This window comes from Mesorhizobium sp. WSM4844, from assembly GCF_055811775.1.
The window spans coordinates 139905-155319 of the sequence record NZ_JBVVQB010000007.1 but is presented as its reverse complement, the minus strand read 5'-3'; the positions used below and the strand labels follow the sequence as shown (position 1 = coordinate 155319).

Here is a 15415-nt window from a genome sequence, read left to right as displayed (position 1 = left end):
GGACCCACCTGCCGCTGCGGGAATCGACAGGAAAACCAACGGAAATGCGCACGGACACCGGCCAGGTCTTCAAGCTCGAAGACTATCGCCCCACCGACTATCTCATTCCGGAAACCGGCCTGACTTTCCGGCTGTCGCCGGAAGCCACGCGCGTCATCGCCGTGCTGACGGTCGAGCGCCGTGACGGCGTCGCGGCGTCAATGCCGCTGGTGCTGGACGGCGATGGCCTGACGCTCGGCCGCATCGCAATCGACGGCCAGACACTTGCGCCGGCCGATTTTTTCGCCACGCCCGATCAGTTGACGATCACCACGCCGCCTACGGCAGCCCGTTTCCAGCTGCTGATCGAAACCGAGCTGGCGCCGGCGCACAACGAAGCCCTGATGGGCCTCTATCGCTCCAGCAACGTCTATTGCACGCAATGCGAGGCCGAGGGCTTTCGGCGCATCACCTATTTTCTCGATCGTCCGGATATCCTGTCGGTCTATACGGTGCGCATCGAGGCGCCGCACCACGAGGCGCCACTACTTCTTTCCAACGGCAACCCGGCTGGCAGCGGCGAACTTGCCGACGGCTGGCACTATGCAGTCTGGCACGACCCCTTCCCCAAGCCGTCCTATCTGTTCGCCCTTGTGGCGGGGGCTCTCGGCAAGGTCGCGGACAGCTTCGTCACATTGTCCGGCCGCCAAGTCGAGCTCGGCATCTTTGTCGAGCCGGGCAAGGAGCGGCTCGCCGGCTACGCCATGGACGCCCTGAAACGGTCGATGAAATGGGACGAGGAGGCGTTCGGCCGCGAATACGACCTCGACGTCTTCAACATCGTCGCCGTGTCCGACTTCAACATGGGCGCGATGGAGAACAAGGGCCTCAACATCTTCAACGACAAGTATGTGCTGGCCGACCAGGAGACCGCAACGGACGCCGATTTCGCCAATATCGAGGCGATCATCGCGCACGAGTATTTCCACAATTGGACTGGCAACAGAATCACTTGCCGTGACTGGTTCCAGCTTTGCCTGAAGGAAGGGCTGACGGTTTTCCGCGATCACGAATTCTCCGCCGACCAGCGATCGCGAGCGGTGAAACGCATTGCCGAAGTGCGCACACTCAAGGCACATCAGTTTCCCGAAGACCAGGGACCGCTGGCGCATCCGGTGCGACCGCGCCGCTACCGCGAGATCAACAATTTCTACACGGCGACAGTCTACGAAAAGGGCTCGGAAGTGGTGCGCATGATCCGCACCATTCTCGGCGCCGAGACGTTCCGGGCCGGCATGGATCTCTATTTCGAGCGCCATGACGGCGAGGCTGTGACGATCGAGGACTTCATCAAGGTGTTCGAGGATGTGTCCGGGCGCGACCTCGCGCAATTTTCGCTGTGGTACCATCAGGCCGGCACGCCCAATCTGACCATCAGTTCGACGCACAATGCGGCGGCCCAGGAATTCACGCTCGAGATCGAGCAGTCGGTACCGCCAACGCCGTCCGAAAGCCGCAAGCGGCTGATGCATATTCCGCTGGCCTTCAGCCTGGTCGGCACCGACGGCAAAGCGATAGAATATAGCGGCGTCGAGGGCGCCAGCGTCGAGGACGGCGTCATCCATATCCGCAAGCGCCGGCACATGGTGCGCTTCTCGGGCGTCACTGAGCGCCCGGCGATGTCGCTCAACCGCGGCTTCTCGGCGCCGGTGACGCTATCTGTCGAGCAGAGGGCCGACGATCAGTTCTTCCTTGCTGGCCATGACAACGATACCTTCTCGCGCTGGCAGGCGTTCAACACGCTTTTGACCGAGGCTCTGATATCCACCTTCCGCCAGGTCCTTGACGGCAAGCAGCCCGGTTTCGCATCGCGGTTGATCGAGCTTGCCGGCAAAATAGCCGGCGACGAGACACTCGAACCGGCCTATCGGGCGCTGGCCCTGGCGCTTCCAAGCGAAGCCGATATCGCCCGTGACATCGGCAAGAACATCGACCCCGATGCCATTTTCTCGGCCCGCGAGGCGCTGACGGTCGCGATCGCCGAGGCGAATCGCGAGATATTCTCCGACCTCTACGATCGACTGACCGACAAGGACGCTTTCAGTCCTGATGCGGCAAGCGCCGGTCGCCGGGCGCTGCGCAACACCTTGCTCGACTATCTTTCGCTGCTGCCTGGAGGTGCGGCGCTTGCGGCCCGGCATTTCCAGTCCGCGACCAACATGACCGACCGGGCCGCCGCATTGAGCGTGCTTGCGCTGCGCAATAACGGTTCGCCCGAGACGGTCAAGGCGCTGGCGGAGTTCGAAGCGAAATATGCGACCGATCCGCTGGTGATGGACAAATGGTTCCATATCCAGGCCAGCGTGCCGGGCCCGCAAACCATTCATGCGGTGCGCGCCCTGACCAGCCACCCGGCCTTCTCAATGGCCAACCCGAACCGGGTGCGCTCGCTCGTCGGCACGTTTTCCAGCGCCAACCAGACCGGCTTCCATCGCGCCGACGGCGAAGGCTACCGGTTTTTTGTCGAAACGGTCCTGCAGGTCGAAAAGCGCAACCCGCAATTGGCCGCCAGGCTGGCAACGGCACTCAGATCATGGCGCTCGCTGGAACCTGCCCGGCAGGGCAAGGCAAGGGAAGCGCTGCTTTCGATTGCCAATACCGAGAACCTGTCGGCCGATTTGCGCGATATCATTGAGCGGACCTTGGCGTAATGGTCCTTCCCTTCTCCCCCTTGTGGGAGAAGGTGGATCGGCGCGGAGCGCCGAGACGGATGAGGGGTGTTGGACGGAGTGCTGTCGGTGCCAAGCTGGAGCACCCCTCATCCGACCGAGCTTCGCTCGGCCACCTTCTCCCACAAGGGGAGAAGGGATGCCCGCCCATAAAGCCATTATTTTAGTCGATTTTTAATCTTTTTTCGCTGCGCCTATGGACAAGCCGAATCACCTTTGATTCTTTAGCTGAAGATTCGGAAGTGCGGCGTCGCCGGATCGTCAAGCAGATTTAAAATCGGGGAGAGCCATTTATGGCGAAGGCGGACGCGTGGGGCGCGCCCGGAGGGACGGGTTTTGAGCAGCGTGAGGCGGGAAGCGACGGTCTCGCCGGCAATGCGCGGCTGATCGCCGAACCCGCCTACCGACGGCTCCTGGCAGCCGAGCCATTGCTGCGCCGATCGATACCGGCCCTCATCATCATTTTCCTGATTGTCATCGCGGCGCTGCGGTTCCTGGCGCTGATGCACGAGCGCGACGACGTGGAACGCGACGCCAAGGCGATCCTCTCGCTCGCGGCGGGCCAACTGGCCAGTTCGATCAGCGTCGATGCGAGCATGGCCTCGACGCCTGGCGCGACGCAGGACCTGTTGGAGGGCATCAGCCGTCAGGGCGCCATGGGCCGAAGCCACGTGCTTGCGGTCACCGACAGCGCGTTCAAGATCGTTGCCGTGACACCGCAATCGACGGGCTGGGAAGGGCGGTCGCTCGACGCCATCGCCCAGGGCGGTCAACCGCTGTTCATGTTCGGCGACCGCGCCGGGGTGATGGAGGTCAGCATCGGCGGCCAGGACTGGTATGCCGCGGTGAGCCTGGCAAATGGCAGGAATGGTGCTGCCGCAGCGCTCGTTCCGCAGGATGCGGTCTTCGACACGTGGCGCAAGACCGTTTCGCTCAACGTCACGCTGTTCGTGCTGACGGCCGGCGTGCTGATCATCGTCCTCTATGCCTATTTCGGCCAGGCGGCGCGCGCCCAGACCGCCGACCGCATCTATCTCGAAGCGCACCAGCGCATCGACATGGCGCTGGTGCGCGGCCGCTGCGGCCTGTGGGACTGGGACATGGTGCGCGGCAAGATGTACTGGTCGCGTTCGATGTACGACATGCTGGGCTATGAGCCCTGCGACACGATGCTGTCGTTCGGCGAGGTCGACGGGATCATCCATCCCGAGGACGGCGACCTGTTCCAACTCGCCAACAGGATCGTCGCACGTGAGATCGACCACATCGACCAGGTGTTCCGGATGCGCCACGCCGACGGACAATGGGTGTGGATGCGCGCAAGAGCGCAGGTGATCGACCCGGAAGCGCCGGAGATCCAGTTGATCGGCATCGCCGTCGACGTCACCGAGCAGCGGCATTTGGCGCTGCGCTCCGAGGCCGCGGATCTTCGCCTGCGAACGGCCATCGAAAACATCAACGAATCCTTCGTGCTCTGGGATTCGGCCCAGCGCCTGATCATGTGCAATTCCAAGTACCAGCAGGACAACGGCCTGTCGGATCGCGACGTGATGCCGGGCGCCTCGCGCGCCGTTCTTGAAGATCGCATGCTTGCCTTCGCTTCGGAGCGCCGGCTTGCCAACACCAACGGGCAGCAAGGCGGCGTGACCTTCGAGCGGCAGCTTGCCGATGGCCGCTGGCTGCAGGTGAACGAATTGCGGACCAGGGACGGCGGCACCGTCTCGGTCGGCTCCGACATCACCCAGATCAAGCTGCACCAGGAGAAGCTGGTCGACAGCGAGCGCCGGCTGATGGCGACGATCCACGATCTCAGCCTTGCCCGCCGGGCAGAGGAAGAGCGGTCGCGCGAACTGGTCGAGCTCAATCACAAATACATGAAGGAAACCGAGCGCGCCGAGGCCGCGAACCGGGCCAAATCCGAGTTCCTGGCCAACATGTCGCATGAATTGCGCACGCCGCTCAACGCCATCATCGGCTTCTCCGAACTGATGGAACAGGCGCTGTTCGGGCCCCTGGGTTCGCCGCGCTACGAGGAATACGCCACCGACATCAACGGCAGCGGCAAATATCTTCTGGGCGTCATCAACGACATCCTCGACATGTCGAAGATCGAGGCCGGCCAGTTCTCGATGGATCAGGAGGAAATCGACCTCTGCCCGCTGATGCGGGAAACGGTGCGCGTCATCTCGCTGCAGGCGGCGGAAAAGTCGATCACCGTCGAAACACGCATCCCAGACTCACTGACGCTGTTCGCCGACCGCCGGGCGATCAAGCAGATCATCATCAACCTGCTGTCGAATGCGGTGAAATTCACCGGCCAGGGCGGCCGCATTGCGGTAAGGGCCCGCAACACCTCCAGCGCTCTGGTCCTGACGATCGAAGACAATGGCTGCGGCATCCCGAAGGAGGCGCTGAGCAAGCTCGGGCGGCCGTTCGAGCAGGTGCAGAACCAGTTTTCCAAGAGCCATGCCGGTTCCGGCCTTGGCCTTGCCATCTCACGCTCGTTGGCCGAGCTTCAGGGCGGCGCCTTGAAAATCCGCTCCACCGAAGGCACCGGCACGATCGTGTCGGTGCGCATTCCGACCAAGAGGCCGACGCAGCCGGTCAGAGCCGCCGCCTGACTAGTGAATAGTGAAATAGTCAGTAGTGAATATCTAATTCCATTCACCATTCACCATTCACCATTCACCATTCACCATTCACTACCCACTACTCATTCACACGAAGCAAAAAGCCAAAATCCTTCCTGACATTTTGCGACGTCTCCTTGAGGTGCGCTTCCAGCACGCCGAAATCCGGCAGGTCGGTGACCGCCAGTAGCAGATCCGAAAGCCCCGGCGGAACGTCGTCGCGTTCGAATACGCCGGTGAGGCAGAGCCGCGTCATCTGGGTCAGCGCCAGATAGAGCGCATAGGCATCGCAAAGCTCCTGCCTGATCTGCGCCTCGGCGAAATCCGGCGCCAGCCTCGACAGCACGTCCGCCGTCCCGGTGACCCGGCGGCCGGCTTCGACCTTTCCCGTGATCACCGCCACCTGCGCGATGAATTCGAGATCGATGAGACCACCCGGAATCAGCTTGATGTCCCAGAGATCGCGCGGCGGTTTTTCCTTCTCGATCATCGCGCGCATCTCGGCCGCCTCGGCCATCACCTTGGCGCTGTCGCGCGGCAGGGCAAGCACCTGTGCCACTTCGGTCTCGACCTCGGCGCACAGTGCTTGATCGCCGCCGATCGCGCGGGCCCTTGACAGCGCCATATGTTCCCAGGTCCAGGCGTCCTTGCGCTGGTACTTCTTGAAGGCATCGACATGGGTCGCCACCGGCCCTTTGTTGCCGGACGGCCGCAAGCGAAGGTCGAGTTCGTAGAGAACGCCCTCGGCGGTCGGCGCGGACACCGCGGCGATCAGCCGCTGCGTCATCCTGGCGTAATAGTGCGACGGGGCGAGCGGCTTGTCGCCATCGGATTCTTCGGCATCGGCGTCGTGATCATAAAGCAGGATGAGGTCGACGTCTGAGCCGGCCGTCAATTCGCGGCTGCCGAGCTTGCCCATGCCGAGCAGCGCAACCGTGCCGCCGGCGATGCGACCGTGGCGTAGCGCGAACTCGGCGATGACCGCTCGCAGCGCCGCATCGATGGTGAGATCGGCCAGATCGGAAAAGGCACGGCCGGCGCGCGCCGGATCGATCGAGCCGGCAAGCAGCCTGACGCCGATCAGGAATTTTTGCTCGGACGCAAAGATGCGCAAGCGGTCGAGCACGTCCTCATAGGCCCTGTCGCCTTCGAGGAACGCGGCGAGACGGCCGGACAGATAGGCGCGGTCCGGCAGTTCGGTCAAAAGGGCCGGATCGAGCAGGCCGTCAAACACGTGCGGCCGGCGTGTGATGATGGCAGCCAGCCGGGGCGCCGCGCCCATGATGGTCGCCAGCAGCTTCAGCAGAGCCGGATTGGAGTGGAGCAGCGAGAACAGCTGAATGCCGGCGGGCAGACCGGCAAGGAATTCGTCGAAGCGTATCAACGCCTCGTCCGCGCGGCGCGTCTGGCCGAAGGATTGCAGCAGCGCCGGCGTCAGTTCGGTCAACCGCTCGCGCGCCTCGGCTGACTGGGTGACGCGATAGCGGCCGAAATGCCAGCCGCGGATGACGCGGCAGATGTCGCTCGCCCGCTGGAATCCCAATCTCTGCAGGGTCTGCAACGTATCGGGGTCGTCGACATCGCCGGTAAAGACCAGATTGCCGATGCCCGCCGAAAGCTCGGGCGCGGTCTCGAAAAGCGCTGCGTAGTGGCGTTCGACCTGATGGAGTGCGGCGCGGAACGCCTCGGCAAAGGTCGCCGCATCGGCAAAACCGAGCAGGCGGGCAATGCGTTCGAGCCCTTCGTCATCGTCCGGCAGTATGTGGATCTGCTCGTCGGCGACCATCTGAACGGCGTGCTCGACGCGGCGCAGGAGCCAGTACTGCCTTGTGAGCGTATCGCGCGCATCGGCAGTGATCCAGCCGCGTGCCGCAAGCTGGCCAAGCATCGGCACCGTCTCGCGGCCGCGCAGTTCGGGGAAGCGGCCGCCGGCGATGAGCTGCTGGGTCTGGACGAAGAACTCAATCTCGCGGATGCCGCCGCGGCCGAGCTTGACGTTGTGGCCCTTCACCGCGATCTCGCCAAGACCCTTGTGGGCGTGGATCTGGCGCTTGATCGAATGAACGTCGGCGATCGCTGCATAGTCCATGTATTTGCGCCAGATGTAGGGCTGGAGCTCCTTCAGGAACGCAGTGCCGGCGGCGACATCGCCGGCCACCGGACGCGCCTTGATCATTGCGGCCCTCTCCCAGTTCTGGCCCCGCGCCTCGTAGTAGCGCAGCGCCGCCTCGACCGGGATCGCCAGCGGCGTCGAACCGGGGTCGGGACGAAGCCTGAGGTCGGTGCGAAAAACATAGCCGTGTTCGGTGCGGTCCTGGAGCATGCGGACCAGCCGGCGGGTCAGGCGCGAAAACAGCTCCGTCGCATCGAGCGGATCGACGACTGCTGGCGCTTGCGGGTCGAAGAAAACGACGAGGTCGATGTCGGAGGAGAAGTTCAGCTCATGCGCGCCAAGCTTGCCCATGCCGAGCAGGATCCAGCCCGACCGGCGCGCCGGATCCTCGAGATCCGGCAGTTTGAGCTTGCCTTGTCGGTGCGCGTCGCGAAGCAGGAAGTCGACGGCAGCGCGGGTGCAGGCGTCGGCAAGATCGCTCAGCCGCCGTACCGTGATTGCAGTTTCGGCCTCGCCTGCAAGATCGGCCAGCGCGATCAGGACATGCGCTTCCGCTTTCCATTGCCGCAACTCCATCATCAGGCCGTTTTCAGAGATGGCTTCCGCCCGCGCGGCCTTGCCGATGGCGGCGCCGATCGACGCCAGCCGCGCCTCGACGGTCTCATCGAAAAGCGCATCCAGGATCTGCGGGCGGCGGCGCACCGTGTCGCGCAGGAACGGCGACAGGTCGAAAACTGCCGCGAGGAACTCCTGGACGGCGCCCTCGCCGGCCAGGAATTTCGCCACCCCGGCAAGCTCCTCTTCCTGCGCTGCGGAAGCGATCTCCGACAATTCCCGCCGGGCTCGGTTCTGATCCAGAGGCACGAGCCTTGCCGCCGGCTTCAGAAGCCAGTTGGTGTGTTCCGCAGCCGCCTTCACCGCCATCAGCGATCCTCCCGTTCGGGAAAACTCATGACGACGGATAATCCAGGATTGGCGGGCAGGAGATCAAGCCGCCCTTTGTGGAATGTCATGATCGCCTTGGCGAGGCTGAGGCCGAGACCGGAACCCGGCTGCGAGCGGCTCTTCTCCAGCCGCACGAAACGCTCGGTCGCCCTGGCGCGATCGGCATCGTCGGGAATGCCCTGGCCGTTGTCGGTGACGGAAAGCCTGATTTCGCTGCCGACGCGATCGAGCGCCACGCGAACGGTCGGCTCGGCTGTCGAGTCGGTCGAATATTTGATCGCGTTGTCGACGATGTTCGATAGCGCCTGGCCGATCAGCTCGCGATTGCCTTCAACGGCGAAGCCATCCTGCACAGAGGTCTCGAGTGTCACTCCCGCCTCCTCCGCCACCGGCTCGTAGAGCTCGACGACATCGCGCACGGAAGCAGCCAGATCGACCCGGCTGGTGATTTCTGAGGAATAGCCCGCCTCCAGCCTTGAGATCATCAGGATGGCGTTGAAGGTCTTTATCAGATGGTCGGACTCGGCAATGGTCGCTTCCAGCGCCTGCCGGTAGGCGGCGGAGTTGTGCTTGCCGGAGAGCGTCGCCTCGGCGCGGTTGCGCAGCCTGGTCAGCGGTGTCTTCAGATCGTGGGCGATGTTGTCGGAGACCTGCTTCAGCCCTTCATTCAGCGTGGCGATCCTGGCCAGCATGGAATTGAGATTTTCGGAGAGCCGATCGAACTCGTCGCCGGCGCCGGTGACCGGCAGCCGGCCGGAAAGGTCGCCGCCCAAGATGCGGCGACTGGCCTGCGACACCGAGTCGATGCGCTTCAGCGCCGCGCGTCCGACGAAGAACCAGATCAAAATTCCGCCAAGCGCCATCATGCCGAGCGCCAACGTCAAGGCGCGACGGATGACGGCGCGGAACCGCTCCGGCTCGCCGAGATCGCGGCCGACCAGCATGATCATCTGGTTCGGCAGGCGCAGCACCAAGGCAATGGCGTTGTGGCCCTTCTCGCCTTCGACCTGGACTTCGCTCTGGCTGGGTTCGTTCGGGTCGGCGATCGGGTTGCGTTGCCGCTCGAGCTCGCCCTCGCCAAAGCGCCGGTAGGAAAACGGCTCCGTCGTCCAGCCCTCGGCCACGAGAACGCCGGGTTCCAGGCTCTGCACGTTGCCGGTCAGGATCTGGCCGTTGGCATCGGCGATCAAATAGAGGTTGGCGCCGGGCTGGCGGGAGCGCTGCTCGACCACCCGCACCAGCAGCGGCAAGCCGCCGCGCTGATAGACCCGGGCGAGGCCGAGCACCTCGTCGTTGATGGTCTCCTGCGTCTGGCCGGTCAGCATGCGCGCCGACAGCGAGGTCATGTAGAAGACGAGCAGCACCGCACAGATGGCGAACAGCAGGAGATAGAGCGCCGAAAGCCGCGCTGCCGTCGTCTTCATGATGGCCGGCATGGAAAGGGCCATGCTAGCCGCTCTTGAGCATATAGCCGGCGCCACGAACCGTGTGCAGGATCGGCTTGTCGAAGCCCTTCTCGATCTTGCCGCGCAGCCGCGAGACGTGAACGTCGATGACGTTGGTCTGCGGATCGAAATGATAGTCCCAGACATTTTCCAGCAGCATGGTGCGCGTCACCACCTGGCCGGCATGGCGCATCAGATATTCGAGCAGGCGGAATTCGCGCGGCTGCAGCGTAATCTCGCGGGCCGCGCGCCGCACCGAATGCGACAGCCTGTCGAGTTCGAGGTCGCCGACCCGGTAGACGGTTTCGGCCTCCCTGGCGCTGGCGCGGCGGTTCAGCACCTCGACCCGGGCCAGAAGCTCGGAAAAGGCATAGGGCTTGGTCAGATAGTCGTCGCCGCCGGCGCGCAAGCCGGTGACCCGGTCGTCGACTTCGCCGAGCGCCGACAGGATCAGCACCGGCGTAGTCTTGCCTCGGGATCTAAGACCGGCGATGACCGACAGGCCGTCGCGGCGCGGCAGCATGCGGTCGACGACCATCACGTCATAGTCGCCGGAGTCAGCGAGCGCGAAGCCGGTTTCGCCGTCGCCGGCGACATGGGCGGTATGTCCGGCCTCGGTAAAGGCTTTCTGGAGGTAATCGGCCGCTTCGCGATCGTCTTCTATGACGAGAATCTTCATGGGACCGTTATACGCGATTTCGCTGGAAGAATGAGTGGCCGGCATAGACATCATGGCCTCGAGGTGTATCGCCAACAAAGTGATTCAAGAACGAGCGGTAAGTATTTGTTTTGTAATGTTTTAGACTCGAGACCCGGCATCCTTGGATTTGGGCGACATGCTTTGTTGTTTGAGCATGTCGTCATCCCAAAACCGCTTCACACTTTGGGCGACTGCTCTGTTGTTCGAGCGGCAGCGGGCGATGGGCGCCCGCTGCCGCTGGGCCGGAACACGATGACTGACTAACGTATTCAAGCCCCGTGCTTTCCCATGCGACGGTTCGGGGTGTTTGAAACCGCCGCATCGGAAAAGTCTGGAACGTCAGCCCTTGGCGACAGGCAGCGCGACGAAGCGGTTGCTGTCGTCGCGGGTGATCTGCATCAGCACCGCCTTGCGGCCCGACTTCACCGCGTCGGCCATGGCCTTGGCGACATCCTCGGTGCCATTGACCTCCGTCGAATTGACCGAGGTGATGACATCGCCGGGCTGGATGCCGCGATCGGCGGCATCGCTGTCGGGATCGACATCGGTCACCACAAGCCCTTTGCCATCGTCGGACCTGGTGACGGTGAGACCGAGGTCGGCCAGCGTATCGGCCTTTGGCGGAGCCGAAGGCTGCTGGTCGGCCGAAGCCTGCTTGTCACTCGAAGGCAGCGTGCCGAGGTCGACCTTGACCGTTTCACTCTTGCCGTCACGCCACAGCGTGACGTCGACCGGCTTGCCGGGCGGGTAGGCGCCGATCAGGCGGGCGAGTTCCTTCGGCGAAGCGACGTCCTTGCCGTCCACCTGAGTGATGACGTCACCAGCCGATATGCCGGCCTCCTTGCCGGGACCATCGTCCTGGGCGCTGGAAACGAGAGCGCCCTTATCGGACTTCAGCCCGAGCGATTCGGCGATTTCGGAGGTGACCGGCTGGATCTCGACGCCAAGCCAGCCGCGCTGGACGGTGCCGTCCTTCATCAGATCCTGCACGACCTGTTTTGCAGTCGAGGCGGGAATGTCGAAGGCAATGCCGACGCTGCCGCCGGACGGCGAGAAGATCGCGGTGTTGATGCCGACGACCTGGCCGTTGAGGTTGAAGGTCGGGCCACCCGAATTGCCGCGGTTCACCGAGGCATCGATCTGGATGAAGTCATCATAAGGACCGGCGCCGATGTCGCGACCACGGGCCGAGACGATGCCGGCGGTGACCGTGCCGCCGAGGCCGAACGGATTGCCGACGGCCACCACCCAGTCGCCGACGCGAACCTTTGAATCATCGGCGAAGTCGACATAGGTGAACTTGCCGTCGCCTTCGACCTTGAGCACTGCGAGATCGGTGCGCGGATCTGTGCCGACCAACTTGGCGTCGAGTTCCTTGCCGTCATGCATCACCACCGTGAAGGACGAGCCCTCTCCGACGACATGGTTGTTGGTGACGAGGTAGCCATCCTCGGAGATGAAGAAGCCGGACCCTTGAGCGACCGGCCGTGGCTGGCGGTCACCGCGTCCGAAACGTCGCATTCCATCCCGGCCATCCTGATCGCCAAAGCCACGGAACTCCCTGAAGAAGCGGCGCAATTGCGGATCGTCGGGGAGATTGCCGAAGGCGTCGGGAAGATCGGAGCCATCGTCGGCGGTCGATTCTATCTTGGCTTTGACGCGGACACTGACGACCGCCGGCGATACGCGCTCGACCACGTCGGCGAAGCTCGGGACTTGAGGCGCCTCGACACGCACGGCCTCGGCCAGGACGGGGGCTGTCCCGGTGGCAACCGCGCCGAAGCCGATCGCGCCGGCAATGGCCACTGATGCGGCGGCAGCCATCAGGCGTTTGCGGGTGCGGGAATGTGAATTGGGGGCAATATTCATGGGTCTCGTATCCTCTTTCAAGGGATGCGCTTCGGTCGGCATCCTCGGGCAAGAGAAATAGAGGCGCGCACATTACGGCGCCATTTCCAGTGCATGAAACTTTGGTAATGTTTGCAGGCACCAACCCTTTGGTTGCGCCCGACCGTTGCCCTATGTTGTACACAGTTGAGCACAAGGCTTTCACCATGACCGCAAGCGCCACCATGACGATTCGGGTTTCGTCCGAAACCAAGCTGAAGCTGGAGCGGATCGCCGCCGACACGCGGCGCAGCAAATCCTTCCTCGCGGCCGAGGCGATATCGGCCTATGTCGATCGCGAGCTTGAGATCATCGAAGGCATCAAACGCGGCATGGCCGATGCGGCAGCCGGCCGTGTCGTGCCGCACGACGAAGCCATGGCGGAAATCGACGCCATCATCGAAGCGTCGGAAGCCAGGCGCGCGGACAAGGCGTGAAGCGGTTCGTCACCTGGTCGCGAGACATCGTGATGCGGGCCGCGGTCTTGGCGACATGGGCTGGCCGCAGGAGGAATGGCCGAATTAGTTATTCAGCACCTTGTCCAACGCTGCCTTCTCCTCGGCGGTGAGCATGGCCGCAGGCGCCGATCGGCGCGACCGGGCGGTCAGCACGATGAAAATCCCGCCGGCAAGCAGCAGAAGGACCGGCGTGCCCCACAACAGCGCATTGCGCAGGCTGAAGCGCGGCTTCAACAGCACGAACTCGCCGTAGCGGGAAACGATGTAGTCGATCACCTGCCGGTCGGTATCGCCGGCGACCAGGCGCTGGCGCACCAGCACGCGCAGGTCGCGGGCAAGGTCGGCATCGGATTCGTCGATCGACTGGTTCTGGCAAACCATGCAGCGCAGCTCTTCCGAAAGCGTCCGCGCCCGCGCCTCGAGCGCCGGGTCGGCTAAAACCTCGTCCGGCTTCACCGCAAGTGCGGCGCCAGCAAACAACAGCGTCAGCAGCAGGATCAGGGAGGCCAGTGAAGTTTTTCTTGCGGTCATGGCAGGCTCGCCGAAGGCATGGCGCCCGCCGATCTGCGGCGGCGCGACGGTGCGCCGACGCGCAGCCGCCGGTCCATCAGCGACATCGCAGCACCTGCCATCATGACAAGGGCGCCGCCCCAGATCAGCGTCACCAGCGGCTTCCACCACAGCCGCACCACGACGGAGCCGTCGGTCGCCTCATCGCCAAGCGAGAGGTAGAGCTGGCTGAAACCGATCGTCTTGATACCGGACTCGGTCGTCGTCATCTGCCGGACCGGATAGGAGCGCTTGGACGAGGTGATCACGGCGGTGGTGCTTCCATCAGCGCCGAGCAGGGCGAAGCGGCCGCGATCCTCGCTGTAGTTAGGCCCCTGGGCCGGATAGAGCCCTTCGAAGCGCAGTGTGTGGCCGGACAGTTGCACGGTCTCGCCGGCACGCATCGACAGTATCTTCTCGGTGCCGAAGCAAAGTGTGCCGACGATGCCCAGCGTCGTCAGCCCAAGACCGAGATGGGCGAGCGCGGTGCCGAAGACCGAACGCGGCAGGCCGGCGAAGCGCCTGAGCATGACGCCGGGCGCGACACTGCCAAGGCCGGACTTGACGGCAATATCGGTGAGCGCGCCGCAGATCAGCCAGAAAGCCAGGCCGACGCCAAGTGCAGCGAACACCGACGAGCCGTCGATGAACAAGGCCGTCACCAGCACGGCCAGAAGCGCGGCGGCGAAGGCCGCCATCAGCCGCTGGGCGATGGCGAAAATATCGCCGCGCTTCCAGGCCAGCAGCGGCCCGAACGGAACCGCGACCAGGAGCGGCACCATCAGCGGGCCGAACGTCAGGTTGAAGAACGGCGCGCCGACCGAAATCTTGTCGGCCGAAACGGCCTCGACGACCAGCGGATAGAGCGTGCCGATCAGCACGGTGGCGGTGGCCGTGGTCAGGAACAGATTGTTAAGGACCAGCGCCCCTTCGCGCGAGATCGGATGAAACAGGCCGCCGGCCGTCAACCTCGAGGCGCGAAAGGCGAACAACGCCAGTGAGCCGCCGATGAACAGTGTCAGGATGCAGAGAATGAACACGCCGCGCGTCGGATCGGTGGCGAAGGTGTGGACGGAGGTGAGCACGCCGGAGCGCACCAGGAAGGTGCCGAGCAGCGACAGCGAGAAGGTCAGGATCGCCAGCAACAGCGTCCAGATCTTCAGGGCCGAGCGCTTTTCCATGACGATCGCCGAATGGAGCAGCGCGGTGCCGGCCAGCCAAGGCATGAACGAGGCGTTCTCGACCGGATCCCAGAACCAGAAACCGCCCCAGCCAAGTTCGTAATAGGCCCAGTAGGAACCCATGGCGATGCCGCCGGTCAGGAACATCCACGCGACCAGCGTCCATGGCCGCACCCAGCGCGCCCAGGACGCGTCGATGCGGCCTTCGATGAGGGCGGCGACCGAGAAGGAAAAGCAGATCGAGAAGCCGACATAGCCGAGATAGAGCAGCGGCGGATGGATGGCGAGGCCGAGATCCTGCAGGATCGGGTTGAGATCGCGGCCCTCGATCGGCGCCGGATTGAGCCTGGCGAACGGGTTGGACGTCGCCAGGATGAACAGCAAGAAGGTGGCGCCGATCGCGCCTTGCACGGCCAGCACGTTGGCTCGAAGGGTCGCTGGAAGATTGCTGCCGAAAGCAGCGACGAGCGCCCCGAAGAAGCTCAGGATCAGCACCCAGAGCAGCATCGAGCCCTCGTGATTGCCCCATGTGCCGGTGATCTTGTAGATCAGCGGCTGCAGCGAATGCGAGTTGTCCCAGACGTTGGCCACCGAAAAGTCGGACGTCGCATAGGCCGTCGCCAGCGCCGCGAAGGACAGAGCGGTCAAGGCGAAGCCGGTCACCGCGACCGGACCGCCGACGGCCATCATCTTCTGGCTGTTGATACGCGCGCCGAACAGCGGCACCAGCGCCTGTACCAAAGACAGCGCGAACGCCAGGACCAGCGCGAAATGTCCGGTTTCAACCATTGTGGCCAAG

General features: G+C 63.8%; 9 protein-coding genes. 3 read left to right on the top strand and 6 right to left on the bottom strand.

Going from position 1 to position 15415, the window contains the following annotated elements; translation table 11 throughout:
* Positions 1-44: 44 nt before the first annotated feature.
* Together pepN and AC0L2A_RS09080 are read left to right on the top strand one after the other, a co-directional pair.
* Positions 45-2690, top strand: a complete 2646-nt coding sequence (pepN, locus tag AC0L2A_RS09085; RefSeq protein WP_473608440.1) for an aminopeptidase N — start codon at positions 45-47, stop codon at positions 2688-2690.
* Positions 2691-3001: 311 nt separating this feature from the next.
* Positions 3002-5329: a PAS domain-containing sensor histidine kinase gene (locus tag AC0L2A_RS09080; protein WP_473608439.1), complete on the top strand. Its 2328-nt coding sequence runs from the start codon at positions 3002-3004 to the stop codon at positions 5327-5329.
* A gap of 88 nt (positions 5330-5417) precedes the next feature.
* On the opposite strand, the gene AC0L2A_RS09075 is transcribed toward AC0L2A_RS09080, so the two are convergent.
* The 4 genes from AC0L2A_RS09075 to AC0L2A_RS09060 all read right to left on the bottom strand — a co-directional run bounded on the left by AC0L2A_RS09075 (position 5418) and on the right by AC0L2A_RS09060 (position 12410).
* The gene (locus tag AC0L2A_RS09075) at positions 5418-8375 is read right to left on the bottom strand and encodes a bifunctional [glutamine synthetase] adenylyltransferase/[glutamine synthetase]-adenylyl-L-tyrosine phosphorylase (protein ID WP_473608437.1); all 2958 of its coding nucleotides are present in this window, start codon (positions 8373-8375) and stop codon (positions 5418-5420) included.
* Complete coding sequence (locus AC0L2A_RS09070) at positions 8375-9844, bottom strand: sensor histidine kinase (protein ID WP_473608436.1); 1470 nt, start codon at positions 9842-9844, stop codon at positions 8375-8377. The genes AC0L2A_RS09075 and AC0L2A_RS09070 overlap by 1 nt, the downstream gene beginning before the upstream one ends.
* A gap of 1 nt (position 9845) precedes the next feature.
* Positions 9846-10520 (bottom strand): response regulator transcription factor, encoded by a 675-nt coding sequence (locus AC0L2A_RS09065; RefSeq protein WP_023800810.1) that lies wholly within the window; start codon positions 10518-10520, stop codon positions 9846-9848.
* A 360-nt stretch (positions 10521-10880) separates the two neighbouring features.
* The gene (locus tag AC0L2A_RS09060) at positions 10881-12410 is read right to left on the bottom strand and encodes a Do family serine endopeptidase (protein WP_473608435.1); all 1530 of its coding nucleotides are present in this window, start codon (positions 12408-12410) and stop codon (positions 10881-10883) included.
* Between the two features lie 185 nt (positions 12411-12595).
* Here AC0L2A_RS09060 and AC0L2A_RS09055 point away from each other — a divergent pair, with 185 nt between their 5' ends.
* Positions 12596-12865: a CopG family ribbon-helix-helix protein gene (locus AC0L2A_RS09055; protein ID WP_091590846.1), complete on the top strand. Its 270-nt coding sequence runs from the start codon at positions 12596-12598 to the stop codon at positions 12863-12865.
* Positions 12866-12949: 84 nt separating this feature from the next.
* Here the strand turns inward: AC0L2A_RS09055 and AC0L2A_RS09050 are convergent, their stop codons facing one another.
* Entirely contained in the window at positions 12950-13417 is a 468-nt protein-coding gene (locus AC0L2A_RS09050) for a cytochrome c-type biogenesis protein (protein WP_128247453.1), read from the bottom strand.
* Entirely contained in the window at positions 13414-15405 is a 1992-nt protein-coding gene (locus AC0L2A_RS09045) for a heme lyase CcmF/NrfE family subunit (RefSeq protein WP_473608433.1), read from the bottom strand. The genes AC0L2A_RS09050 and AC0L2A_RS09045 overlap by 4 nt, the downstream gene beginning before the upstream one ends.
* Positions 15406-15415 lie beyond the last annotated feature (10 nt).

Coding starts and splice junctions, on each gene's coding strand:
- pepN (WP_473608440.1), top strand. CDS start 45: ATGCGCACGGACACCGGCCAGGTCTTCAAGCTCGAAGACTATCGCCCC.
- AC0L2A_RS09080 (WP_473608439.1), top strand. CDS start 3,002: ATGGCGAAGGCGGACGCGTGGGGCGCGCCCGGAGGGACGGGTTTTGAG.
- AC0L2A_RS09075 (WP_473608437.1), bottom strand. CDS start 8,375: ATGGCGGTGAAGGCGGCTGCGGAACACACCAACTGGCTTCTGAAGCCG.
- AC0L2A_RS09070 (WP_473608436.1), bottom strand. CDS start 9,844: ATGGCCCTTTCCATGCCGGCCATCATGAAGACGACGGCAGCGCGGCTT.
- AC0L2A_RS09065 (WP_023800810.1), bottom strand. CDS start 10,520: ATGAAGATTCTCGTCATAGAAGACGATCGCGAAGCGGCCGATTACCTC.
- AC0L2A_RS09060 (WP_473608435.1), bottom strand. CDS start 12,410: ATGAATATTGCCCCCAATTCACATTCCCGCACCCGCAAACGCCTGATG.
- AC0L2A_RS09055 (WP_091590846.1), top strand. CDS start 12,596: ATGACCGCAAGCGCCACCATGACGATTCGGGTTTCGTCCGAAACCAAG.
- AC0L2A_RS09050 (WP_128247453.1), bottom strand. CDS start 13,417: ATGACCGCAAGAAAAACTTCACTGGCCTCCCTGATCCTGCTGCTGACG.
- AC0L2A_RS09045 (WP_473608433.1), bottom strand. CDS start 15,405: ATGGTTGAAACCGGACATTTCGCGCTGGTCCTGGCGTTCGCGCTGTCT.